Origin of the sequence: Christensenella intestinihominis, assembly GCF_001678845.1 — a bacterium.
In the GTDB taxonomy this organism is placed as follows: Bacteria; Bacillota; Clostridia; order Christensenellales; family Christensenellaceae; genus Christensenella; species Christensenella intestinihominis.
On sequence record NZ_MAIQ01000009.1, the window covers coordinates 70,519 to 93,936 of the forward strand.

General features: G+C 49.8%; 27 protein-coding genes and 1 pseudogene. 15 read left to right on the forward strand and 13 right to left on the reverse strand.

The features are described from left to right. Positions 1 to 80: 80 nt before the first annotated feature. Positions 81 to 2,366 (forward strand): CD1108 family mobile element protein, encoded by a 2,286-nt coding sequence (locus BBD38_RS11700; RefSeq protein WP_066688436.1) that lies wholly within the window; start codon positions 81 to 83, stop codon positions 2,364 to 2,366. Positions 2,367 to 2,387: 21 nt separating this feature from the next. Here BBD38_RS11700 and BBD38_RS11705 read toward each other — a convergent pair whose 3' ends face one another. Beyond that, positions 2,388 to 2,747 carry a four helix bundle protein gene (locus BBD38_RS11705; RefSeq protein WP_066688437.1) on the reverse strand — a complete coding sequence of 120 codons (360 nt, stop codon included), beginning with the start codon at positions 2,745 to 2,747 and terminating at the stop codon, positions 2,388 to 2,390. Positions 2,748 to 2,822: 75 nt separating this feature from the next. Between BBD38_RS11705 and BBD38_RS11710 the strand changes: the two genes are divergently transcribed. The 6 genes from BBD38_RS11710 to BBD38_RS14965 all read left to right on the forward strand — a co-directional run bounded on the left by BBD38_RS11710 (position 2,823) and on the right by BBD38_RS14965 (position 6,112). Continuing rightward, complete coding sequence (locus BBD38_RS11710) at positions 2,823 to 3,065, forward strand: DUF4315 family protein (protein WP_066688438.1); 243 nt, start codon at positions 2,823 to 2,825, stop codon at positions 3,063 to 3,065. Further along, positions 3,062 to 3,808 carry a CD1107 family mobile element protein gene (locus BBD38_RS11715; protein ID WP_066688440.1) on the forward strand — a complete coding sequence of 249 codons (747 nt, stop codon included), beginning with the start codon at positions 3,062 to 3,064 and terminating at the stop codon, positions 3,806 to 3,808. Before BBD38_RS11710 ends, BBD38_RS11715 begins: the two co-directional genes overlap by 4 nt. Further along, positions 3,805 to 3,954 carry a hypothetical protein gene (locus tag BBD38_RS14730; RefSeq protein WP_172807830.1) on the forward strand — a complete coding sequence of 50 codons (150 nt, stop codon included), beginning with the start codon at positions 3,805 to 3,807 and terminating at the stop codon, positions 3,952 to 3,954. Before BBD38_RS11715 ends, BBD38_RS14730 begins: the two co-directional genes overlap by 4 nt. After that, positions 3,947 to 4,306 (forward strand): cysteine-rich VLP protein, encoded by a 360-nt coding sequence (locus BBD38_RS11720; RefSeq protein ID WP_066688442.1) that lies wholly within the window; start codon positions 3,947 to 3,949, stop codon positions 4,304 to 4,306. Before BBD38_RS14730 ends, BBD38_RS11720 begins: the two co-directional genes overlap by 8 nt. A 175-nt stretch (positions 4,307 to 4,481) precedes the next feature. Beyond that, positions 4,482 to 5,441, forward strand: a complete 960-nt coding sequence (locus BBD38_RS11725; RefSeq protein ID WP_066688444.1) for a hypothetical protein — start codon at positions 4,482 to 4,484, stop codon at positions 5,439 to 5,441. A 92-nt stretch (positions 5,442 to 5,533) separates the two neighbouring features. After that, on the forward strand, positions 5,534 to 6,112 hold the full coding sequence (locus tag BBD38_RS14965; protein WP_066688446.1) for a hypothetical protein: 579 nt from the start codon (positions 5,534 to 5,536) through the stop codon (positions 6,110 to 6,112). A gap of 203 nt (positions 6,113 to 6,315) precedes the next feature. Here the strand turns inward: BBD38_RS14965 and BBD38_RS11735 are convergent, their stop codons facing one another. Beyond that, entirely contained in the window at positions 6,316 to 7,533 is a 1,218-nt protein-coding gene (locus tag BBD38_RS11735; protein WP_066688447.1) for an IS110 family RNA-guided transposase, read from the reverse strand. A gap of 292 nt (positions 7,534 to 7,825) precedes the next feature. On the opposite strand from BBD38_RS11735, the gene BBD38_RS11740 reads away from it, so the two are divergent. From BBD38_RS11740 to BBD38_RS11750, 5 genes are all read left to right on the forward strand, one after another. Beyond that, positions 7,826 to 11,929: a VaFE repeat-containing surface-anchored protein gene (locus tag BBD38_RS11740; protein ID WP_066688449.1), complete on the forward strand. Its 4,104-nt coding sequence runs from the start codon at positions 7,826 to 7,828 to the stop codon at positions 11,927 to 11,929. A 93-nt stretch (positions 11,930 to 12,022) separates the two neighbouring features. Further along, positions 12,023 to 12,805: a class B sortase gene (gene srtB, locus BBD38_RS11745; protein WP_066688450.1), complete on the forward strand. Its 783-nt coding sequence runs from the start codon at positions 12,023 to 12,025 to the stop codon at positions 12,803 to 12,805. 10 nt (positions 12,806 to 12,815) lie between these two features. Further along, positions 12,816 to 12,959, forward strand: coding sequence for a hypothetical protein (locus BBD38_RS14550; protein WP_156738182.1), 144 nt, complete (start codon positions 12,816 to 12,818; stop codon positions 12,957 to 12,959). Then, positions 12,928 to 13,080: a hypothetical protein gene (locus BBD38_RS14555; protein WP_156738183.1), complete on the forward strand. Its 153-nt coding sequence runs from the start codon at positions 12,928 to 12,930 to the stop codon at positions 13,078 to 13,080. Before BBD38_RS14550 ends, BBD38_RS14555 begins: the two co-directional genes overlap by 32 nt. Then, positions 13,077 to 13,421, forward strand: a complete 345-nt coding sequence (locus BBD38_RS11750; RefSeq protein ID WP_407919653.1) for a plasmid mobilization protein — start codon at positions 13,077 to 13,079, stop codon at positions 13,419 to 13,421. Before BBD38_RS14555 ends, BBD38_RS11750 begins: the two co-directional genes overlap by 4 nt. 50 nt (positions 13,422 to 13,471) lie before the next feature. Here BBD38_RS11750 and BBD38_RS14560 read toward each other — a convergent pair whose 3' ends face one another. Together BBD38_RS14560 and BBD38_RS11760 are read right to left on the reverse strand one after the other, a co-directional pair. Beyond that, complete coding sequence (locus BBD38_RS14560) at positions 13,472 to 14,227, reverse strand: hypothetical protein (RefSeq protein WP_147568156.1); 756 nt, start codon at positions 14,225 to 14,227, stop codon at positions 13,472 to 13,474. After that, positions 14,202 to 14,909 carry a toll/interleukin-1 receptor domain-containing protein gene (locus BBD38_RS11760; protein WP_066688452.1) on the reverse strand — a complete coding sequence of 236 codons (708 nt, stop codon included), beginning with the start codon at positions 14,907 to 14,909 and terminating at the stop codon, positions 14,202 to 14,204. The genes BBD38_RS14560 and BBD38_RS11760 overlap by 26 nt, the downstream gene beginning before the upstream one ends. A gap of 126 nt (positions 14,910 to 15,035) precedes the next feature. Here BBD38_RS11760 and BBD38_RS11765 point away from each other — a divergent pair, with 126 nt between their 5' ends. Then, entirely contained in the window at positions 15,036 to 16,448 is a 1,413-nt protein-coding gene (locus tag BBD38_RS11765; protein ID WP_066688454.1) for a relaxase/mobilization nuclease domain-containing protein, read from the forward strand. A gap of 217 nt (positions 16,449 to 16,665) precedes the next feature. On the opposite strand, the gene BBD38_RS15210 is transcribed toward BBD38_RS11765, so the two are convergent. The 9 genes and pseudogenes from BBD38_RS15210 to BBD38_RS11800 all read right to left on the reverse strand — a co-directional run bounded on the left by BBD38_RS15210 (position 16,666) and on the right by BBD38_RS11800 (position 21,563). Continuing rightward, positions 16,666 to 16,854 carry an IS3 family transposase gene (locus tag BBD38_RS15210; RefSeq protein ID WP_147568157.1) on the reverse strand — a complete coding sequence of 63 codons (189 nt, stop codon included), beginning with the start codon at positions 16,852 to 16,854 and terminating at the stop codon, positions 16,666 to 16,668. After that, complete coding sequence (locus BBD38_RS14320; RefSeq protein ID WP_172807832.1) at positions 16,778 to 17,083, reverse strand: DDE-type integrase/transposase/recombinase; 306 nt, start codon at positions 17,081 to 17,083, stop codon at positions 16,778 to 16,780. The genes BBD38_RS15210 and BBD38_RS14320 overlap by 77 nt, the downstream gene beginning before the upstream one ends. Before the next feature lie 36 nt (positions 17,084 to 17,119). Beyond that, a pseudogene (locus BBD38_RS15215) lies at positions 17,120 to 17,260 on the reverse strand (IS3 family transposase); the annotation flags it as partial. A 53-nt stretch (positions 17,261 to 17,313) separates the two neighbouring features. Beyond that, a complete protein-coding gene (locus BBD38_RS15220; RefSeq protein ID WP_066688459.1) occupies positions 17,314 to 17,556 on the reverse strand; it encodes a transposase in 243 nt (80 codons plus the stop codon). Then, positions 17,537 to 17,842: an LPS biosynthesis protein gene (locus tag BBD38_RS14570; RefSeq protein ID WP_147568158.1), complete on the reverse strand. Its 306-nt coding sequence runs from the start codon at positions 17,840 to 17,842 to the stop codon at positions 17,537 to 17,539. Before BBD38_RS14570 ends, BBD38_RS15220 begins: the two co-directional genes overlap by 20 nt. A 695-nt stretch (positions 17,843 to 18,537) precedes the next feature. Further along, on the reverse strand, positions 18,538 to 18,654 hold the full coding sequence (locus BBD38_RS15225) for a DUF488 family protein, N3 subclade (protein ID WP_407919655.1): 117 nt from the start codon (positions 18,652 to 18,654) through the stop codon (positions 18,538 to 18,540). 41 nt (positions 18,655 to 18,695) lie between these two features. Continuing rightward, positions 18,696 to 20,345, reverse strand: a complete 1,650-nt coding sequence (gene hcp, locus BBD38_RS11790) for a hydroxylamine reductase (RefSeq protein WP_066688461.1) — start codon at positions 20,343 to 20,345, stop codon at positions 18,696 to 18,698. Between the two features lie 16 nt (positions 20,346 to 20,361). Further along, on the reverse strand, positions 20,362 to 20,523 hold the full coding sequence (rd, locus tag BBD38_RS11795; RefSeq protein ID WP_066688462.1) for a rubredoxin: 162 nt from the start codon (positions 20,521 to 20,523) through the stop codon (positions 20,362 to 20,364). A gap of 350 nt (positions 20,524 to 20,873) precedes the next feature. Further along, positions 20,874 to 21,563, reverse strand: a complete 690-nt coding sequence (locus BBD38_RS11800) for a hypothetical protein (protein ID WP_066688463.1) — start codon at positions 21,561 to 21,563, stop codon at positions 20,874 to 20,876. 216 nt (positions 21,564 to 21,779) lie between these two features. On the opposite strand from BBD38_RS11800, the gene BBD38_RS11805 reads away from it, so the two are divergent. Next, positions 21,780 to 22,619 carry a tyrosine-type recombinase/integrase gene (locus tag BBD38_RS11805; RefSeq protein WP_066688464.1) on the forward strand — a complete coding sequence of 280 codons (840 nt, stop codon included), beginning with the start codon at positions 21,780 to 21,782 and terminating at the stop codon, positions 22,617 to 22,619. 395 nt (positions 22,620 to 23,014) lie between these two features. Further along, positions 23,015 to 23,416, forward strand: a complete 402-nt coding sequence (locus BBD38_RS11810; protein ID WP_066688466.1) for an RrF2 family transcriptional regulator — start codon at positions 23,015 to 23,017, stop codon at positions 23,414 to 23,416. Positions 23,417 to 23,418 lie beyond the last annotated feature (2 nt).

A 23,418-nucleotide genomic window follows, 5' to 3' on the forward strand; every position in this document is an offset into this window, starting at 1 on the left:
GGTAATATGTGGATCGAAAACAATTAAATACAGATTCAAAGCATCCCGAAAGAGCCAGTCCTAAGCGACTGGCTTTTTCTATGTCCTCAAATGGTACTTCGGGCCAAGTTGGCCCGAAGCAATCAAAAAAGCCGCACCGGGTATTCCGGCAGGAAAGCGCGCAGGAGCCGCCGTCTGAGCGGCTGCATCAGGGCGCGGATTCGTCCGGGTATCAGGTACGCATGGAAAGCAATACTTCCGCGTTGTATACGGAAAAGGCAGGCGCAGCGAACAGGAAAGCCGGGACAAAAAGCCGCCCGTCCAAACGCGCGAGGATGACAAAGCCTGTAGCGGCTATGACAGGCACACAGGTAAAATCTGTAATCCACAGCCGGATCAGCGAGGCAGAACGGGAAAACATGGGCGTGGAAGCCGCGCACAGGACAGGGATTGCCGGGGAAAGAGCTGTAAACGAAACTTCGCGGCTGTTGAAAAACCGCCTGCGTTCCCATTCTTCCCGAAGCGTGCGCATACAAGGAAATACGGCGCGGGCAAACGAAAATGCGGCGCAGGTGAAAGGATTTGCGCAAAAGCAACGGTGGAAACGGCGCGGGCAAAAAAAGGCCCGTCAGGCAGCACAGGCGGCGCGGACAGCGCAAAAGACGGCAGTCACGACGGAAAAGACGGCAAACTTTGTCGTTCGGCATCCGCTCCTTACCCTGATCCTCGCGCTACTGCTCCTTATAACCGGGCTGCTTTTATCCGGCATGGCTGGCGCGGCGACGCTGGGAAGCGGCCTGTCCGGCGCGGTCACCGCCTCGTCCTACCTTGCCGCCGACGCGGAAATCGACAAGGCCGAGCTTGCCTATACGGAGTGGGAAACAGATTTGCAGCTTACCCTGCAAAACATGGAAAACGCCCGCCCCGGCTACGATGAATACAGGTATGACGTGGACGACGTCGGGCATAACCCGTATGAGCTTATGGCATTTTTAACGGCCGTGTATGGGGACTTTACCTATGCGGAGATCGAGGACGCGCTGCGCGGTATATTTGAGGAACAATATACCCTTACGACAAACGAAACGGTGGAAACCCGGACGGAAACGCGCACGGTACAGGCGGGAGAATTGATCGGACAGGTACGGACGACTGCGTACTGCAACTGCGCCGTATGCAACGGCAAATGGGCTGGAGGCCCGACGTCGAGCGGCGCGATGCCAACGGCGGGACACACGATAGCCGTGGACGCAAAGAACCCCATTGTGCCAATGGGAACGCAGGTCATCATTAACGGCAAAAGATATACCGTAGAAGATACGGGAAACCTGAACGCCAACAATTCAGACATCGACATATATTTCAATACCCACGCGCAGGCACTTGCGTGGGGACGGCAATCCCACGCCATGTACCTGTCCGAAGGAAACAGCAATACCCTTACCATAACGGAAACGCGCGAATACCGCATATTGGAGGTAACGCTCACCGCGCGTTCCTTTACAAACGGGATATATTTCCGTATGGACGAGGAGCAGCGCGAGCGGTATAGCGTGCTGATGGCTGCCAAAGGCGGCCGCCAGTACCTGCACAGCCCGTTTGGAGAAGAAAACTGGCTTCCGTATGTAACGGCATATTACGGCTTCCGCGTTATGGACGGCGCAAAGGATTACCACAAAGGCATAGATATTTCCATGCCGCAGGGCACGGATGTCCTTGCTGGACAGGACGGCACGATCACGTTTGCCGGAGAAACGCCGGAATATGGCCTTACCGTTGTGATCGAGGACGGCACCCTTACTTCCAAGTACGCCGGATGCTCGTATCTGTTTGTGAGCGAGGGGCAGGAAGTTAAGGCCGGGGATCAGGTCGCCCGGACAGGCCCAAGCCTGCACCTTGAAATCCTCAAGGATGGGCAATACCTGAACCCCCTGTTTTTTGCCGTAACCAACGACTACGGCGCGGGGCCTGCCTACGGCGATCCGGGAGCGGCTATGGAGGGCGGCAGCTATGCTGCGCTGATCGCGGAAGGCGAAAAGCATTTGGGGAAACCGTATGTGTTCGGCGCTTCCGGGCCAAACAGCTTTGACTGCTCCGGTTTCGTGTGCTATGTGCTGAACCATAGCGGCGTGAAGAGCATGGGACGCACCAACGCGCAGGGGCTATACAATATGTGCACTCCCATACCGCCCAGCGAAGCGAAGCCCGGCGACCTCATTTTCTTTACCGGGACATATTCCACCCCCAACCCCGTGACGCACGTCGCGTTTTATGTGGGCGGAGATACCATGCTTCACGCGGGAAAACCCGTGCAGTATTCGTCATTCCGCACGCCGTACTGGCAGAAACACTTTTACAGCTTTGGACGACTCCCAGTCAGTGGATAGTGAATAGTGGAAAGTGGATAATCATTGTAAATTTGACGAAGTTGTTTTGACAATGGATGTGAGCATTTTCAAAAGCTCAGTACAATCATCAAGAATAGACCGGGATTCTTTTTCTGTTAGGATTTCTGTAGCGGTCAATAGGCGAAGCCAGTATTGCGTTTCACCGGCTTCTTTGAGCGCAATGTTCATTTTGGAAAGAAAATCCCGTTTGCTTTGGCCGTTCAGGGCTTCCTGAATGTTTGCCCCGATGCTCGTTCCGGAGCGAAGGAGTTGTTTGAAAAGAACATACTCTTTTTTGTTGTTGCAAATATATTGATACAGCTTCACGATACGGACGGCAAAAGAAAAACTCTTTTCGGCAACAATACTTTGATTATCCATACATACACCTGCTTTCCAGTCAACTATACACTATCCATTTTTAACTATCAACTAATTGAAGAAGGAGGAAATGGATTGAACGCAAAGATACAGCGCGTAATGAAAGAAATGGAGAAAACAAGGGACAAGATCGGCGTTTTGCAGGCGCGGCTCCGGGATTTGGAAAAACAGAAAACTGAGCTTGAGAATACCGAGATCATCAGCGCGGTGCGCGGCATGGATATTTCCCTGACCGAGCTTGCAGATATGCTGAAAGCTGCTTCGGGCCAAGTTGGCCCGAACATGACCGTACAAAAAAAGGAGGACAACGAGGAATGAAGAAATTGCGAGTGGCGGCCATTTGCGCCGCCTTTGCTTTATCTATGAGCATATTTTCCACCGTTGCGTTTGCAGTGGAAGAGCCGAAGGAACCCCATACTCCGGCCATCGCGGCCACGGAAAGCGCGATCCCGGAGGAACAGGAATCCACGGACACGCCTGACAACGTGGAAGCTGCGAAAATACCGGAAAGCGGTATGACGACGCCACCAGCCGGAACGGGAACGGTGATCGAGACCGCGACGGAGGAGGACGGGCGCGAGTTTTATACCATTACAACGCCGGAAAACAATGTCTTTTATCTCGTCATAGACCGCTCCCGCCAAACGGAGAATGTATATTTCCTCGATACGGTCACGGAAAAAGACCTGCTTGCGCTCGCTGAAAAGGCAGGCGAAAGCATAACGGGAACGGAAGTCCAAACGCCGGAAGCGGAAACGCAGCCGCCCACCTCGCAGGAAACACAGGCGGAACAGGAACCCACGGAGGAGCAAAGCGGCGTCCCTGTCAACCTGATCGTTGTACTTGCAGCCGCAGCGGCCTTTGGCGCAGGCGCATGGTATTTCAAGGTGTACCGCAAACGCAGGGAGGCGGCGGAAACGCGGGACGAATACGAAGCGGAAAGCGTGCCGGAGCAGGAGCCGTATGAACAGGATGATGACGAATACGGAGAAGAACCGGACGACGCCCCGCCGTGGGACGAGGACGAAACGGACAGCGAAGATGAGGAGGAAAACGAATGAATTTCACGGACAGCCCCTATGAAAAAATGATGAAACAGGTACCGCGTCCCCCGCGTTCCGCACATATTAAGAAAAAGCAGCCGTCAGACCGCCGGAACAGGCGGCGAAAATCTGCCACGCCGACCGAAAGACCGGACAATGGATAGCCGCGAATTGACACGCTGGGAACGGGCGGTGATCCGCACGCTTGTGGTACGCGAGTGCGCCAACTATGATCGGGAGGACGGCTGTATCCCGCTTGCCTCCGACTGTTATATGTTCCATAAATGGTGGACGGGCTCGTACTGCCTGTATTTTGTACGCGCCGTCCTGCCGCTGGATCCCGCGCTCATGGTTTCATTGCTTGCCAATACGGAAGTGTCCCCGCGCACCTGTGGGATATGCGGACAGGAATTTGCCGGACATGGCAGGCAGAGGTATTGTTCACCGCGCTGTGCCAAAGCGGCGCAGCGCAGGATGCAACGGGAATATATGCGGAAAAGACGGGATAAATGTTGAAAAATACCAATGGAAAAACCGCATAACAACGGGCGTTTCAGGGCGCGAAACGATGCAGACAATATAACGGTATGGCCTGCCCCTGTTTTGGGCAGGTGTTTTTCAACACCGGGTCACTTCGGGCCATGTCGACCCGAAGTGATAGGTATATACAAAACTTACGGAGGACACGACAATGAAATATTATCCAATCGATGAAGAAGCCGCACGCCGGGCAAAGCAGGCGAACAGTTTTTATGATTACACACCGGGCTCGGCAACGGCTGAATACCGGGCAATGGTAGAGGAAGCGGCAACCCTTGCGGAGCGGCAGAAGCAGCGCGTCGATCTCATGCACCACGAAAAAATAGACCGCCTTTTAGACAGGTATGCCCGCAAGCTGGCGGAGAATTTCAATGAACGCAGCGCCATAGACGCGCGCGTCCCCTCGATCCTGATTGCGGGCGGATCGAATTTTCCCGTACGGCAAAGGGAAAAGCAAAATATGGCCCGCGACAGAAATATGGGCGAATATATGGAGATTCAAGGAATATTAGAAAAGATACGGTCTACCGGCATGGGCGGGATCAGCGCAGACGACAGACAAGCCGTGGAAAAGCTGAAAAAGAAGCTGGACGATATGCAACAGACGCAGCTTTTGATGAAATCCGTCAACGCATATTACCGCAAGCATAAGACGCTGGACGGCTGCCCCCATTTGGAAGCGGAACAGATCGGCAACTTAAAAACGTCTATGGCAAACGACTGGAGGAAAGAACCCGTCCCATACCCGGCGTATCTCCTTTCCAATAACAACCAGAATATGCGGCGGGTGCGCCAACGGATCGAGGAGCTTCAAAACAGGCCGGACTTTACCGGATGGGCTTTCGCGGGAGGCCGTGCCGAGGCAAATATAGAGGAAAACCGCCTGCAACTGTTCTTTGACGAAAAGCCCACCGACGACCAGAGAAAGGAACTGAAACAAAACGGTTTCAAATGGGCTCCCAGTCAGGGTGCGTGGCAGCGACAGCTTACGAGAAACGCCATTTATGCCGCAGGGCGTATCGAGTGCATCCGTCCCGAAAGCGGACATAAGCCGTATGAGCTTCAGCCGTATGTGCAAAAAGCGGCAAAGGAACCACAGCCGGAACGGTAGCGGGACAAGATCGGTGCGGCGGCGACAACATGGATTACAGGGTGTGTGAGCGGTACAATAGTATCAGGAAAAGCAAAAGGAGAGATATATCCATGAACCAAAAGAAGATCATCATAACCGCCGCATCGTCCGTCCTGCTCGGCGCGCTGCTCTTTACAGGATGCTTTGCGCCGGACACGGCAAAACGGCAGCCACAGGAAATGGCAAGCGTGGAAACGGTGGAAACAGCCGCACTGCCGTCTGTAAAGCCGTCCGCGCTCCCCTCCGTTTCGCCTGCTGAAAACGGGGTTCCAGCAAAGGAAGCGGAAGCAGTGGAAACGCCAAAGCCGTCCGGGACACGGCAGCCGCAGGATAAAGACGAAAACAAGGCGCAGGAAAACTCCGGTCATGTGGAAACACGCATTGAAAGCAATGTGCCGCAGGAATTAGGCGCGGAGCCGGTTCAACCGGAACAAGCGCAGGAACAGGTCTCCGCACCTACATCCGCAGAGGCTCCGGCTCCAACGCCTGCGCCAACCCCGGAACCAACGCCCGTTCCCACTCCGCAGTCAACGCCGCCGCCCGGCGCGAAATGTAATGTGTGCGGCGAGATGGTGCCGGACAGCGAGCTTTACGAACACATGAAATACCATGCGCTGCACGACGGCGGCGGAGGCTGGAGTACCGAATAACCCCATACTATATTCTATGAGGGACTTGCTGAAAAAGCAGGTCTCTTTTTTGTACCCTGTTTCCCAAAATACAAGCCTGCAAATAAAAAGTCAAGAACTTTTTTACGGTAATGGAAATATAAGAAATACAGGTGAAAAGCGTACAACAATAAGACCATGACGTAAAGGTTTGCAGCATGTCTAAGATGAAGGGAGCGATTTAGTTATGAATCATCGCCACTGCGGGGCGTGTTCAGGTATTCCTTGACACGCCCGTAGTATATACGCAGGAACTTGTTAGCGCCTGCTGTCATGTAGACATAGTATGGCTTGCCCTCGGCACGCTTCTTGTCCAGAAATTGGAATACAGGCTCATCAGGTGGTTTGTTTTTGATGAGGCAATCCATGACGTTGAACAATGTCTTGCGCAAAGGCGCACAGCCCCGCTTGGTGATAGAAGTGCTTTTAGCCTCCTTTTGGCCTGACTGGGTAGGGCTTGGGTCTACGCCAGCAAAGGCGCTTAAAGCCTGCTTGTTCTTAAAGCGGCGCACGTCGCCGATTTCAGCAATAAGTTGTGCGGCCGTGGTGTCTCCGGCGCCATACATGGCCGCTACTGCCGGATACTCGGGCAGTGACTGTGCCAGGGATCGCATCTCGGAGCGTAAAGCCTCGACGGTTCTGGAAATAGCGTTGAGCTGCATGATGGCCTCTGTAACCAAAAGCTTTATGTGGTTGTCCTTTGGCAGGGTTGGAACCTGCTCACTGGCCACAGCATAAATTTCAGCAGCCTTACGAGGTGAGAAACAGTACCTATGCCGTTTGCACCATTTGCGGTAGCACTGGGTAAAGGCTTTCTCGTTGACACCGCAGACGCAATCGCAGTGCCAGAACTTTGTGGCAAAGTCCACCCATTTCTGGCTGCCGTCATCACGGGCAGGACTGGTAAAAAGTGTATAAACTTTTGGGAATGTCTGGTCGAGCAATGCAATAAGATTGTTCTTAAAAGTGGTTTTGTTCTTCAAGTAGAGATGGTATTGCCGGCAGACAAGCAACAGTTTTTGCCTGATGGTATCCATAAGGGTATACTCCCGCAATTCGGCCCAGTTGTCAAGGCCGTATCTGGCGATTTTTACAGCGTCGGCTTTGTCGGTTTTGACCTTGCGGACAGAGTTGTTGCCATACTGGTTGATGAGTAACGGATTAACAACGCTGACAAAGATTCCCGCTTGATGGAGCGCCTTAGCGACAGGTTCATAATACCGTCCCGTGTACTCCATGATAACCCGAACCTCACCCTCCAGACTTTTCAGGGAGTCTGCCAACTCACTGAGTTCACTGGCGGTGTGGGAAATTGAATAAGGCAGGGTCACGACTTCGCCCAGGGGCCGCAATACAGCAACCATGCTTTTGCCTTTGGATACGTCAATACCGACTGCGTTCATAATGTGTACCTCCGAAAGATTGATATGCAACTGGCAATACATCCTTTACTCACTGCCGATTCAATCTACTGAGTGACACGAACGCTCCCTAAGAGGTAGTTCAACCTGCTTCAATCGAACGCTGCGAATGAGAGGATGGCTGACTGACTTGTTTACGGACGTAGTTAGTCCTGGGAGGATTCCGTCAGACCAATTACCTCAACATTCTAACAGCTTAGGCAACAAGATGGTAAAGGACACGGCTGGAGTGCCGTATCTAATACCAAATATTATTGTAGTAGGAGGAATTTTTATGAAAAAGCGATTAAAAACAATGACCTGCCTGCTTCTGGCGGTCATCCTGTGTGTTTCCGTACTGCCATTCCCGGTAATGGCGGCGAACGCGCAGGCGCAGGCAAACCCGGAAGAAACGGCGGCCCCCGCGCCGTCCGCATCCCGGCAGCCGGAGCAGGATATACAGGAAACGCCTGTGCCAAGCGCGGAACCTGTTACAACCACAACGTCGGAGCCAACGCCCACCCCTGCGGCAGAGCCAGTACCCACGGTGGAACCAACGCCGGAGAGCTTCGGGCCAACTTGGCCCGAAGCTGCAGTGATTCCAGCCGTGGAAGCCGAACCTGTTAAGACCGTGGAGCGCCCTTTGGTACAGGTTATATACCATTACTATGACGATACCCAAAACAGTGTGGACAGTATTGCGGATTACGCGGTTACGTCCACCCACGCATATTACACCCTCGCGCAGACGTCAGACGCGGGGCTTGCCATACCCGCCAACCATTATCCGGGCAGAGTACCCGTCTATACGGACGCCCTGCATTTCCGCGTTCTCTGCGGCGAGACAGATATTACCGCCCTTGCGTCGTATGACGCGGAAACGGGAATCGTAACGTTGCCGCAGGAATATATGGGACATGAGCTTACGGTGGAATGGTATTGCCCGCAGTCCGAAGCCGTGGAGCTTCCGGTCAGGATAACAATGAGCATGTACCGAAACGGCGCGTTTTCCACGGAAACAAAAAAGCTAAATGTCGCTTCCAACGCGGGCGGGATCAGCATACCGTTTACAGAATCAATCGGGCTGGTCGTATCGCAGAACGGTATTGACCTTGACGAAAGCCTGTACCGTTTGGACGACGGGAAGCTGCATATTTCCGCACCCGCGCTCGGCGGGGATATTTCCGTTACGGCATATATCCCGGCTATGCGTGCCATGCGCGCGGCAAAAGGAAATACCGCGCAGGTCGTCCATACGCGAAGCGCGGAGCAGATATATTACGGATATTATACGTCGTACTATACGGCGAACGGCAACACGGCGTTCTGCCTCGATCCCACGGTAAGCGGGCTCAACGCGGGAACATACGATGTGAGCGCATGGCTCACACGCGGTACGGACGATCTACTCATCAAGATGGCATATTACCTGTATGGTGGGCCGGGTTACGATAGCGTCAAGCATAACCTGTTCGGTGAACCCGACTCGATGGAAGCCTATGGCCTGTGCCACGCGACGGCTTCGTATGTGTACCTGAATGACGAGGGAGCGTTCAAAGGACTGTCGGCGCAGGTGATTAAGCACTTGAAACAGGTTGTTGCGGCCATAAACGAACAGCCCATACCCCCGGAGGGATTTGAGGTATTCCTATATAACGTGGGCTCCGGCACGAACCAGCCCCTGATGTCGTGGGAATATACCCCAACGGGAAGCGTGGAGGTACGGAAAGTGTCCGGCGATCCCGCCAAGACGGACGGCAATCCCTGTTATTCCCTTGCGGGCGCGGTGTTCGGCGTGTATACCGGGAATGGCGAAAAGCTTGGCAGCATTACCACGGACGAAAGCGGCAAAGGCCGGCTGGACGGGATCGCGGTGGGACAAAACGGATTGTACCTGTTGGAGGAAGCCGCGCCCAAAGGCTATGCCAAGCATACGGAAAAAATCCCGTTTGAGATCGTTTCCGGCCAGACAGCGGCGGTAACGGTTACAAACCACCCGCAGGGCGATCCGGTCACGATCCTGCTCAAAAAACAGGACGGCGATACTGCGTCAAATACTCCGCAGGGTAGCGCGGATTTGAGCGGCGCGCAGTTTACCATTCAGTATTACAAGGGATCGTACCAAACGGCGGACGAGCTCAAAGGCAAAACCCCAGATCGTACATGGATTGTGGAAACGGATAGGGACGGCTACGCAATCTTGCTCCCGAAAAGCCTTATACCGGGCAGCGATCCCCTGTATTATGCGAGTAACGGGACGACGCCCACGATCCCGCTTGGAACGGTGGCGATCCGTGAATCCAAAAGCCCGGAGGGATATTTGAAAAATGATACCGTATTCATTCGGCAAATCACCGCAGATGGCGCGATGGAAGCGGTCAACACCTACAATATGCCTATTGTGCCGGAGGGGGTGATCCGGGGCGGCGTATATATAGAGAAGTGGGACGCAGAGTTAGACGAAAACAAGGCGCAGGGCGGCGGTTCCCTCGATGTAACGGTGGAGATCGCCAACATCGGCAAACATCCGGTATTGGTAGGCGGCAAGGAATACGCACCGGGCGAAGTGGTCTATACCATGACGCTGGACAGTGAGGGGCGCGGCTCCACGCCGGACGCATACTACCTGCCTTACTCTACTTACGAGGTGCGGGAAACCGCTGTTTCGGAGGGCTATCTTGCAACGGGCGTTTTGACGCGCATTTTTACCATACGCAGGCACGGCGAAATGGTGAGGCTCGATACCACGGACATGGCGCTCAAAAACAATCCCATTCGCGGTGATCTCCGGGGCGTGAAAATCTCGGACAGCGACGGGAACCGCATGGCAGGGATCCCGTTTGAGATACGCTCCCTCACGACCGGCGAGGCCCATATCATAGTTACCGACAAAAACGGAGAGTTGAATACATCATCGTCATGGAACCCGCACAGCCAGAATACCAACCGAGGCGAAACTGACCGGGACGGGATTTGGTTTGGCAGCATGAACGCGCTGGATGATTCTTTAGGGGCTTTGCTGTATGACGATTACCGGCTCACAGAGCTGCCCTGCGAGGCAAACGCGGACAGGGAGCTTTTGTCATTCGACGTGTCCATCTACCGCTACAATACCACAGTGGATTTAGGGACGCTCACCAACGATTATGTGCAAAAGCCGGAGATATTCACAACAGCCCGCGATAAGGCGATGGATTTGGGCAGCGCGTATGTTTCCAAAGAAACCGTGATCCTCGATACGGTATATTATTCCGGCCTCACGCCGGGACGGGAATATCTTGCAAAAGGGACGCTTATGGACGCCGGAACGGAAGATGCAACGGGAATCACGGCGCAAACGCCGTTCCGCGCCCTGTCTGATGCCGGGAGCGTTACGGTGGAATTTTCCTTTGATTCCACCCTGCTTGCCGGGAAAAGCATCGTTGTGTTCGAGGAACTTTACGGCGTGGACGGGACGCTCCTTGCGGAACACAAGAACATTTCCGACGAGGGCCAGACCGTAAGGTTCAAAAACCCGGAGGTTCGCACAACGGCGACGGGAGAAAATGAAGCGAAACAGCTTGCTGTTCACCCAAAAACCGTGATCTATGATGAGGTGGAATACGCGGGGCTGATCCCCGGAAAGACCTACACCCTGCAAGGCATACTCATGGACAGGGAGAAAAACGCGCCGCTTACCGTAAACGGCGAAGAAATCCGCGTGAAACAGAAGTTTACCCCAAAGGAAGCAGACGGCAGCGTGACGGTGGAATTTACGTTAGATTCCCTCGCCATTGCGGGAAAACAGGCCGTGGTGTTTGAGGAACTGTATTTTGACGGACTGCTTATTGCGGAACACAGGGATATTTCCGACGAAGGCCAGACCGTGGGATTTTTAACGCCCATGATCGGGACAAGCGCGGTTGCAGAGGACGGGACAAAGACCGTCGCCGTTTCCGAGACTGCAAAGGCTGTTGATACCGTCGCCTATGAAAACCTTTCCCCTGGACAAGAATACCTTTTGACGGGTACATTGATCGACCGGGAAACGGGAAACCCTGTTTCCGTAAATGGAAAGGAAGTGACGGCTTCCACGGTGTTTACGCCGGAAAGCGCAAGCGGCAGCGCCGCAGTGGAATTTGTTTTCGATTCGCGGAGCTTGCAGGGCAAAGAGCTCGTGGTATTTGAAACGCTCACGCATAACGAAAGCGGGACGAAACTGGCCGAACACGCGGACATAGACGACGAGGCGCAGATGGTAAGCGTAGGCGTGGAACCGCCCCCAGAGGAACCGCAAAGCGGCAAGGGCGCGCAGACCGGGCGCGGCGGCCTGCCGTTTTGGATGCTTGCTGTGATGGGCGGAGCCGCCGCCGGGGCGGTCTTGCTTGTGCGCTATCTCCGCAAGAACAAACGCGGATAACATGACGAACCTGCTTCGGGCCAACTTGGCCCGAAGCCCTGTAAGCGGAATTTGCGCGGACGAGGCCCGAAGCGGGTGGATGTGGAGGCGTGAATGAAAAAGACCATTGTTTTCCTGCTCCTGCTACCCCTGCTTTTGACCGCCGCCCTGTGCGGCTTTTTCTTTTGGCGGGAATACCAAACGGCGCAGGAAGAAGTATTGGAATATGTGCAGATACGGGAAACCTACACTGTTGAAAACATTGTTTCCGGCAATATGCCGCAAGGCTTTGAATACGCCGAAGCACCCGGCCTGTCCGTGGACTTTGCAGCCCTGCTGGACGCGAACCCCGAAACCGTGGGATGGCTGTCGATTCCTGGCACAGAAGTTTGCTATCCCGTGGTGCAGGCGCAAGACAACGAAAAATACCTGCACACGTCCTTTTACGGGGAACGCTCCGGCGCGGGGACTGTCTTTATGGACTGCGGCAATGTCATTCATCCGCTTGACAGAAACACCATTCTCTATGGGCATAACATGGGACAGGGACGGACAGATATGTTCGGTGCGCTCCTTTATTACAATGAAAAAGAATACTATGACGCGCACAGGCAGATTCAATTTGATACCGTCTGGCAGGAGCATGGCCCGTGGCGGGTGTTCGCCGTCGTTCAACTGGACGCGGACGCAGCAAAATGGGATTATTTGAAGCAAAACTTCCGGGACGAGACAGAATTTCAGGAATGGATCACGCAGGCGCAGGCGCTATCCCTCTGCGGTGCGGACATGCAGATACCGGAGGGCGCGAACATCCTGACGCTCTCCACCTGCGACCGTTCCCGGTATGGCGCGAGCGGGAGGCTGGCCGTTTTGGCGGTAAATATGAATGGAGTTTAAGGAGGTTTGGATGTTTGGTTTGATACGCTGCATTTTATTCGCGCTCGTGGTAACGCGCGCGGGGATCATGGACAGCCTGCGGGAACGGCTGTCCCCAAAAGCAAAAAAACGGAGGAATCACTATGAAGCTGCAAAAGAAAAATCATGGAAATGACGCGATAGGACGGGCGTTGCCGGGAGCTCCGGCGATCCACTCTGCCCGACTGGTGAAAAAGCCGGTTGACAAGGTAAAGGAGCCTACGCCAAAGGCGCGGGAACGGGAGGTGGAACGGTGAGCTGCAAACGGATACGGAATATACCCATCTATGTTTGGGTACGAGAAGATGAAATGCAGGAAATACAGGAGCGCATGGCTGCAGCAGGCATACAAAATATGAGCGCGTACATCCGCAAAATGGCGCTCAATGGGTATGTGCTGAACGTAGACCTTGCTCCCGTCCGGGAACTGGTATCTTTGCTCCGGCGCTGCTCGAATAATCTCAATCAGGTGGCGGTTCACGCCAACACCTACGGGATCTATGAGTACGAGGTCAAAGGATTGCAGAAAGACTACGCGAAGCTGTGGGAGCAAGTTTCCGAGGTTCTAAAACAGCTTACGGAAATTGTGAAATTATAAATGCAAGGGGATTTTTCCCTTGCATTTATAATGAATAATTTATTATTAGGTTAATTTAAAGTTGCAATACTGTCAAGGTTTATACTACTTAAAATGTTAGGGGCAGGATCAAAACTATATGGATAACTCATTCTCCTATCAGTCGTACAGATAGCCAATCTTTTTTTTAATTCTTCTATTGTGTTCATACCGAATAAAGGCAGTACTTTTTGACAGTATTTTTTTGATTTGAGTTTTATCCACATCGACTCCCCTCCTTTAAAATAGCAATAGGAAAAGGGAAACCAATACTCTGTATCCGAGGTTGACAGACCAATAACATTATGAAGTTGATAAAGTAAAACATCTGCTCTGGATAATGACTGGCTTGTAAGAAGCGGTTTTTTTTCACGCCGTATTAGCATACGCCCTGCTAAAGAATGTAAATTTGGTTCGTCACAATCCGCTTTGCATTTTCCCTCAATAGTTCTTAAATATTTCCTAAAAACGCAATAATCGTGTTCTTTTATACGAGATTCATCAAAATAGCTATCGCGTAAGAAATAAGTGTGCAACAAAACACCACGTAATTCAGCGTATTTTTCATAATGAAATAATACGGCAGCAGTAGCTATAAAAGTTTCCCAGATAAAAAAATCGTAAAGTTCAAAATCAGACGCACTACAACTTGATAATTCGTTAACATTGGCATCATGCGTGGCATTATATGTTTGTTCAAAAAATGATGTAATTGTATCAACTAAAGGTAAGCCACTATAAATGATAGATTCAATAAAGTCACTATACAAATCTCTCAAAGGTTTCATTTCTTCGATTTTTTTTTAATAATGTTTCACTATCTATTCGAGGACTTGCATACCCTAATAATGCCGTAATAAATGAAGCAACTGCCTTTCTAAGTAAAAAGTCTGCCTTTGTTTTATTACCGCCCGTATAGCCTCGTGTTTGCCTAATCAAGTCACGTATTGGAGATAAATCAACTGTTTCAGTTTCTAACCAATCAGGCTTTTTACCCAATGCAGGTTTTTTATATAAAGGTTTATTGTATATATTCCTAAGTAATTTTTCATATTCGACTTCGTATTGATCGTCCTCTGTTGACAAGTCAAAATAAATGCGTGATTTTATATAAGCTGGTATATAGGGTTTGTTATATTCATCTACTTCAAAAATAATCGGCAAAAATTTTTCTTGATTTACTTGATTATAGATTTCTGGTGAAATTATTACTGTTTCATCCCCAACCCCACCCGCACGCAAATTGGCTTTATCGCAATATGATTTATCACAAATCAGAAGCACTTTATCTATTTCAGGATCAACAACACATTTTTCCATAAATGCGTATTTATCCTGTCCTTCTTTCAAGTCCCACTTATCTAAAATGACATCTACGCCGTTCGCAACAAACCGTTCTGCAAGTTCAAGTACCCTTTCAGATACAATCCAAGAGTATGATATGAAAATTTTTGGTATTTTATCTCCCATAAATCCCATTATCCTTTCATCTCATAATAGTTTCTATATGATGATTATATCTTGTTTTTCAAAGATCAACAAGATTTAACTAATTTCGGGCCAAGTTGGCCCGAAGCATAAAGGAGGTATCATTTCATGGCGACAACACGCCTCATCGCTCATCACATCACCAAAGGCTCCACAGCAGGGCGAACCATGAAAGGTCGTTTTGACTACGGGCAGAATCCTTTGAAAACGAATGACGGCGATCTTGTTTTGTCCTACGAGTGCGACGCAAAAACCGCTTACCGGGAATTTGCCCTTGCCAAAGCAGAATACCACGCAATTACCGGACGAAAGCAGAAGAAAAACGAGGACGTGCTGTGTTACCAGATACGTCAGTCCTTTCTACCCGGAGAGATTGATGCGGAAGGCGCGCTCAAGATCGGATATGAGCTTGCCATGCGCTGGACGAAAGGAAAGCACGCCTTTTTCGTCGCGTCGCATATAGACCGCCCGCACCCACACATCCATATTTATTACAACTCCACTACGCTTGACTGTACACGGAAATTCAGAAATTTCAACGGATCGGTATGGGCGCTCCGGCGGCTGTCCGACAGGATATGTATTGAGAACCGCCTGTCATATATTGCCCATCCAAAGCTGAAAAGCAAAGGGAAATACAGGCACTACGGTGAATGGCTGGGCGCAAACAGGAAACCGGGTTTTAAGGAACGGCTCAAGACACATATCGATGCCTGCCTTGCGAATATCCCCCAAAGTTTTGAAACATTTTTGCAGGCTATGCAAAAGGCTGGATGGGAGATGAAACGTGGGCGCGGCGGCGCGATCTCGTTCCGCACGGAGGGACAGGAGCGTTTTACCCGCCTGTGCGCTTCCACGCTTGGAAAGGGCTATGGTGAAGATGAGATACGGGCCGCCATAGAGGGCTGCGCCACAGGTTTCGGCAACGTACCGCCCCGGAGGAAAATGAGCCTTGTGATCGATATACAGGAGCGGCTGAAAGCAGGAAAAGGCCCCGGCTATGAGCGGTGGGCAAAGGTTTTCAACTTAAAGCAGATGGCGGTTGCCGTGCAGTATTTACAGGAAAACAACCTGTTTTCCTATAAGGACTTGGAAGCAAAGACGTTTGAGATAACCGAGCGTTTCCATACTGCCACAGATAAATTGAAGCAAACTGAAGCTGCCATGAAACGAAATGCCGCACTCAAAAAGGCAATCGTGGATTATGCAAAGACGCGGCCTGTGTTTGAGGAATACAAGGCGAAAAAATATAGCCGGAAATATTTCATGGAGCACGAAGCGGAGCTTGCCGTTTACCGGGCGGCGCAGGCTTCCATGCGGGAGCTTCTGGGTGGTGCGAAACTGCCGAAGATGGACGCGCTCAAAGCGGAATGGCGCAGGCTTGCGGCAAAGAAAAAATCCGGTTACGCGGAATACCGCGCCATGCAAAAAGAAATGCGGGAGGCCGTTACGGTAAAGGCAAATATAGACTGCCTGCTCGGTAGGACAGGCAAGGAAAAAAACAAGGAAATGGCGCGATAGCGGCATGACGCGAAACAAGGCGCAGCGCGCCGCCACACTTCGGGCCAACATGGCCCGAAGTACCGGGTTTGGGGAGGCTCCCCAACAAGCATTTTTGCTAAATTTACGAATAAGGAAATTTAGTAAAAAAACGCGAGTGTATATACACTCGCCCTGCTTGCCAAGAAAATGCTATGCATCAATTTTGAAGTGTAGTCAATAGAGATGACAGAAAAAATCAGGGAAAACGAGCCTCGGCTTCATCAGGAGTCAAATAGCCAAGGGAAGCATGAGGACGTTTGGCATTATAGAAGCATTCAATATAGGAAAAAACAGCAAGGCTTAAATCCTTAAAAGAAGAGTAGCTTCTGCGGAGCGTTGCGGGCGGCATAAGCTTTGCGGAAAGCAGTGACCGTAAGCTCCACATCCTGTTTGGAAGACAGGTGCCAAGCAATGACCTTGCGGGAAAAAAGGTCAATGACAACACAGGGATAATGCCATTTTCCGCCAGCCCGCAGATAAGTAATATCACTCACCCAAACAAGATTAGGGGCATTTTGAGTAAAGCTTTGCCGGAGATGGTCGGGACAAAGGCTGTCATCGGAACGACAGAAATAATGTTTGGGGTGGGCAGTAGACATTTTTGGTAAATGCATAGAGCGCATCAGGCGGTACACTCGTTCAACGCTGATGTGGACGCCATAGTCACGCTGGAGGACATGGTGGATTTTATAGGCGCCAAGGATAAGGCGCCGGAGATCCTGGTTAAGAGAAACACGGGGAGCGGGAGGAGAATAAAAATGCTTGTAGTAAGTGCTTCTATTGACAAACAGGACACGGCAAAGCGTTTGAATACGATGCTGAAAACGGAGCCTGTGGACAGCGTCTAATCGTTGTTTGCGTGAGGCGTGAATATGGCAATCGCTTTTTTTAGGATAAGGTTTTCTTCTTCGAGCTGGGCATTCCGTTTTTGGAGTTCCTTAACCTGTTTGGCAGTAAGGACTTCACCGTCGTCATCGACTTGAACGGTAGAATACTGCTTGATCCACTTGCCAAGGACGGATTGAGAAACGCCGTACTCTTTACAGAAAAAGTACGTTATAAAGTACCTATTTGATTCCAGTATCAAGCTTACTCTCTGTTACCGACAAAACAACTTCAAGCTTTTTATTTACAATATCATGCAGGCAGTTAGGGAGATGGTCCTGATGACCTCGATGTACTGCAATGCAATCCAAACATTTGCCGTGAAGATTACAATCAACTTTACAAGAGCAAAAATCTTGTTCTTTATTGCGCAGTGCTTTGTGCAAGTCATCCAAAAATTCTTCTTGAAGAGCTTGCCCTTCTTCCTTTTTTCCTTCGTACGTCAAAGCAAAAGCACGTTTTTCCTTTTCATTATTATCGATATTCATAAGGCTAACCTCCATATTAAATTCTCGTCAATTTTGCCGAAAAGCCAGTGCTTAGAAAATAATTATGATTTTTTCTTCGATCACCATAAGATTATTAATATTACCATTTTTATATAATATACTATACTTTGAAAACAATATCAAGTTTCAATAGCAAATCTGTTCACTTAAAACCTAATATGTGTAGTCGTGAACTCGCTGCCGTTATCGCTCCGAAGGTGCTCCGGGCAGCCTTGCCGCACAAACAACCTCGAAAGAGTCTCGATAACATTCATGTATTGCCAGTTCCATTTTGGGACGCTCGTTAGTCGCTCCCTTGTGTTGTTCATTAATGATGTTCAACCAAATTATCTGCCTGCCGTTTGATATCAATTTTTATGCCCGGTGCTCGGATAGACGGATATGCCTGCATACTTTCTCTGTCGGCGATCGCCGCTTTGCCGGACTCATAGTTTTCCCACGCTGATATCCTTCCATTCTTCATGCACTCAGACGGAAGGTCTTAATTTCTCCTATATAAAGAATACAGTGCAGATTGTGGAGTAGGTAATAATCGAAATATTTTCCGCCGCAATTTGCCAGCTATTATTCAAATATTCCCCTCACCTCTTCTTCTTTTGATAGGTTAAAGGTCGGGGACTTTGTGACCAGTGTGTAGTTGATGCAAGGGTGACGCTCCAACAAAACCTTTTTTATTATATTTTCAGATGCACCGTTATGATTGCCAATGACGGAGCAGCATCCTTTGCCCAGAGAAACGGCCAAAGGGCCTCCTTTCGGAAATCCTTTGGCCATAATCGGTCTGCTAAAATTTTCTGTCTATTTGTTTAAAGATCTAATTCATATACGATTTTTACGCATTTTCTCCGAAGAACAGCTTCAGATCATCATCAACTGTTCCGATCCCTGCAATACCGAAGTTTTCTACAAGAACCTTCGTAATATTTGGTGACAGGAAGCCCGGAAGTGTAGGCCCGAGGTGAATGTTCTTAACACCAAGGTACAGCAGCGCAAGGAGCACGAGGACTGCCTTCTGCTCATACCATGCGATGTTGAACGCAAGCGGAAGGTCATTGATGTCATTCAATGCAAATATCTCCTTGAGTTTCAGAGCGATCAGTGCAAGAGAGTAGGAATCATTACATTGCCCGGCGTCAAGCACGCGAGGAATTCCACCGATGTCTCCAAGATTCAGCTTGTTATACCTGTACTTTGCGCAGCCTGCGGTAAGGATAACCACGTCATTCGGCAGTTTTTCGGCAAACTCGCGGTAATAATCTCTGGACTTCATTCTTCCGTCGCATCCAGCCATAACAACGAACTTCCGGATCGCACCAGACTTCACAGCATCCACAACCTTGTCCGCAAGCGAGAATACCTGCTCATGCGCGAATCCACCGACGATGCTTCCTGTCTCAATCTCCTGCGGAGGCTGGCAAATCTTTGCCTGTTCGATGATAGCGGAGAAGTCTTTGACGGTCCCATACTCGCCGGCGATGTGGTGGCAGCCTGGATATCCGGCCGCGCCTGTGGTCCACAGCCTATCCTTGTAGCCGTCGGCGGGAGGAACGATACAGTTTGTGGTCATCAAAATCGGGCCGTTGAATGTGGCAAACTCTTCCTTCTGTTTCCACCATGCATTACCGTAGTTTCCCGCGAAGTGCGGATACTTCTTAAAGGCAGGGTAGTAATGAGCCGGGAGCATTTCCGAGTGCGTATAAACATCTATACCAGTTCCGGCTGTCTGCTCAAGCAGTTGCTCAAGATCTTTAAGGTCATGGCCGGAAACCAGAATGCCGGGATTGTTTCTGACACCGATATCCACTGAGGTAATTTCTGGATTGCCATAGGCTCCCGTGTTGGCTGCATCCAGAAGCGCCATGCCATCCACGCCGTATTTGCCAGTTTCCAGTGTCAGAGCAACTAGCTCATCGACGGTCAGGCTGTCGTCCAGCGTTTGGGCAAGCGCTTTCTGAATAAAGGCGTCCACATCTTCATTGTCCTGCATAAGAGCGTTTGCGTGCTTGGAATAAGCAGCCAGCCCTTTTAAACCGTATGTAATGAGTTCTCTGAGACTGCGGACATCTTCATCTTTGGTTGCGAGAACGCCAACTTTATCGTATGCGACTTTTGCTTCAAATTCAGATTCTGTTCCATTCCAGAGCGCCGCGTCCGGGAGGCCGCTTCTATCGTTGACCTTAGAAAGCAGATTTTCCTTTACTGCAAGTGTATTCTTGATTTTTGCGATAATTGCAGCTTTATCGAAGTTTGCGTTCGTAATCGTTGTAAAGAGATTGACAGTCACCAGATGATTAACATCCTTGCTTATTGTTTTTCCTTCCTCACGGAGTTTAGTAGTTACACAGGCAAGTCCCTTTGTGACATAGATCAGAAGATCCTGCATCTCTGCAACATCTGGCCTTTTCCCGCAGACTCCGACCATGGTACATCCCGTGCCCCTCGCCGTTTCCTGGCACTGATAGCAAAACATTTGATTGTCCATTTGTTTTCTCCTTTTTTCAATCAATTTTTTTGAACATACTTTTATCTACGTTGCATATCGGACAAACCCAATCCTCCGGAATGTCTTCAAACGCTGTTCCCGGAGCAATGCCGCTATCCGGATCTCCCACTGCAGGATCGTAGATATATCCGCAGGGTTCACAAATGTACTTTTCCATCTTTGTCTCCTTGTATTATAAAGTAGTAGTTATTAAGGCCCCTCTCCAAGGGCCGTGCTACACTGTAAGTACTACTGCGAATTGTTTTTTACCTCCTACCACAGATGGCTTCCGACCACAGCTCTTTAGATCATATTTATATAACAACGAATAGGAAAATATATGTTTTTCTCTATTTTCTTTAATTCAATTTTGTATGTATGCATTCATTTTTCACATTGTTTTTCCCACATACTGATTTGAATGTTTTTCTTACACCCCATTGGCTGACCCAGAAGCGAACTATGCCTCCCGAAACATACTTCGCACACCGTCAATCATATAAGTTCTGAATAGAGAGAAGCAAAAACTTACTGATAAAACTTGAGGCTTTCGATCATCTTCTGGACGAGAGGATTTTCCATGCTAAGATTGGTAAATGGACCGGCTTCCGTAGAAGATATCTCAACATATACGTCATTGTCGCCATCTGCATTCGTATAGTAGAAGGTCGCATAATACATATTGGTTTCGTCATAGCTTTCGTCGCCGGTGATCGTCACGGTCTTATATGTGACGCCGTTGATTGTTATATCAGCTCCGATCGTTGCTGTTTTTGCTCCGCTGAAATCGTTCATGCGGATACATTCCTTCGCTGCGCTCTCCAAAGAATCTACCATTCTCTGTGTCGTAACCGTAAGACGAACGGCGCTGCTCTCGCCTTTTTCTGCAATATCTATCTCGTATGTGCCAAACTTTTCGTTATCCTCTGCGGTATACCATGTATAAATCTCATAATCCAGCCCTTCCGGAATGGTGACAGAAAACAAGCCATTGCTTATGAAGGCTTCTCCCGTTCCTTTATCCCCGGATGCAAAGGATGTGGTCTCCTCGGGCTCTTCATTCTCGCCGGGCGTTTCCGTCGATTCGGGTTTGGCGGTCGTTTCGGGCGGCGCCTCCGTTTCAACCGGGGTTGTTTCTTTTTCCGACGGGATGTCTCCGCAAGCCGCGAACGGGAACATCATAAGTAAAACAAGAACTAAAATGATTATCTTTTTCATAACAATGACCGCCATTCTGATTTTTAATCTATTATAACAAGGATACCCGCTCATAACAAGCATGGAGGCTTTATTTTTGCATAAAGCCAGAAAGAATCAAAAATATCAAAAATTGATTTCTATGACTGTTTGCATCGGATTTTGAATTAAAATATATAGGTATATCCAATGGAAAAACAGAGGATAATGGGAGACAAAGAAGGAGGAAGATTTTACATGGGAAAATATATCCAACAGACAGATATGGACGCTTATCGTTTCTACCTGGCCTCAATGGAAAAATCGCTTGCCACAATAGAAAAATACCTGCGGGATATCAACGGATTTTGTTCATTCGCAGGCGGCCGTACCATTACAAAAGAACTTGTGATCGCATATAAAGAAAAACTGATCGCTCGTTATGCGGTTGCAAGCGTGAACTCGATGCTCGCCGCGATCAATGGTTTCTTATCGTTTGCAGGGTATGGCTGCTGCCGGGTCAGACAGGTTCGGACACAACGGCGGGCATATTGCCATGCGAACACGCAATTGACCAAATCGGAATACCTGCGGCTGGTGGACGCTGCGGCAAAGACGGGCGACGAACGCCTAAACCTCATTTTGCAGAGTATTTGCGCAACGGGAATGCGTGTATCCGAGCTGGCTTTTCTTACGGTGGACGCATTGTGGGCGGGACGCGCGGAAGTATGCCTGAAAGGGAAAACGCGGACAGTGCTGATTCCCGGAAAGCTGCAAAAACGGCTGAAACAATATATCAAAAGACATAAGATCGAGTCGGGTCCGATCTTTGTCACAGCCAATGGCAAGGCGGTCAACCGGTCAAATATCTGGAAGGCTATGAAACGACTTTGCGCAGCAGCGAATGTTGAGCCGGGGAAGGTGTATCCGCACAACCTCCGCCGATTGTTTGCGAGGACGTTTTACCATATCAAAAAGGATATTGCGAAGCTGGCGGATGTACTTGGCCACAGCAGGATTGAAACAACGCGTATATATATTATGGAAACCGGAGAAGAGCATGTGAGGATCGTATCAAAGCTGGGGCTTGTGGCCTGACGGGGTAACTATAAAAAACTACATAATTAGCATTATGTAGTAAGCAATCATATATTTCTGTCTGAAAATCAAATAACTTTTCTTAATTAAACCATATATTAAATAAAAACACAAGGATTTTTCTCCGAAACATGAAAAATCCTGCCATATTATCTATAAAAACAGTACGACAAATACACCAGAACTTCATTTTTTTGTAAGCTGGCCAGTTTTGGTATGCTTTTGCTTTTTTTGCGCGGCCGTTTTTGTGTGCAAACCGTGTTAACATCGGTTTGCTTTGGCCGACGGGGTAAAACCGCACTACATAATGCTAATTATGTAGTAGAGAAGAAAGGTGTTTTTTTACCAGATTCCCGTTCCGAACAGGAACGCAATAAGACGAGGAAGGAATACATATGCAGTTAAAGACTATAACAGACTATGCGATCCGCGCGCTTCTTTATCTTTCGACAGAAAACGGATATGTCCCACTCCATGAAATTGCCGATCATACGTGTATCAGCAATGCGTCGCTGTTAAAATCGTTGCGCAAATTGCGGGATGCGGGATGGGTGGATTCCATAGGCGGCTCGGACGGCGGCTATCGCTTTATCGGTCGGGCGGGGGATATCTCCTTACTTGATGTGATGCGTGTGACCGAAGATACGATCAGGTTTAACCGGTGCCTTGAGCCGGATGGTTTTTGCAGCCGCAATGCAACCGAATACTGCGCCTTACATAAAATATATGAAGCATACCAGGAACAGACCGAGAAATACTTTTCCAGTATCCATCTGAGTGATCTGGACGCCGAATAACG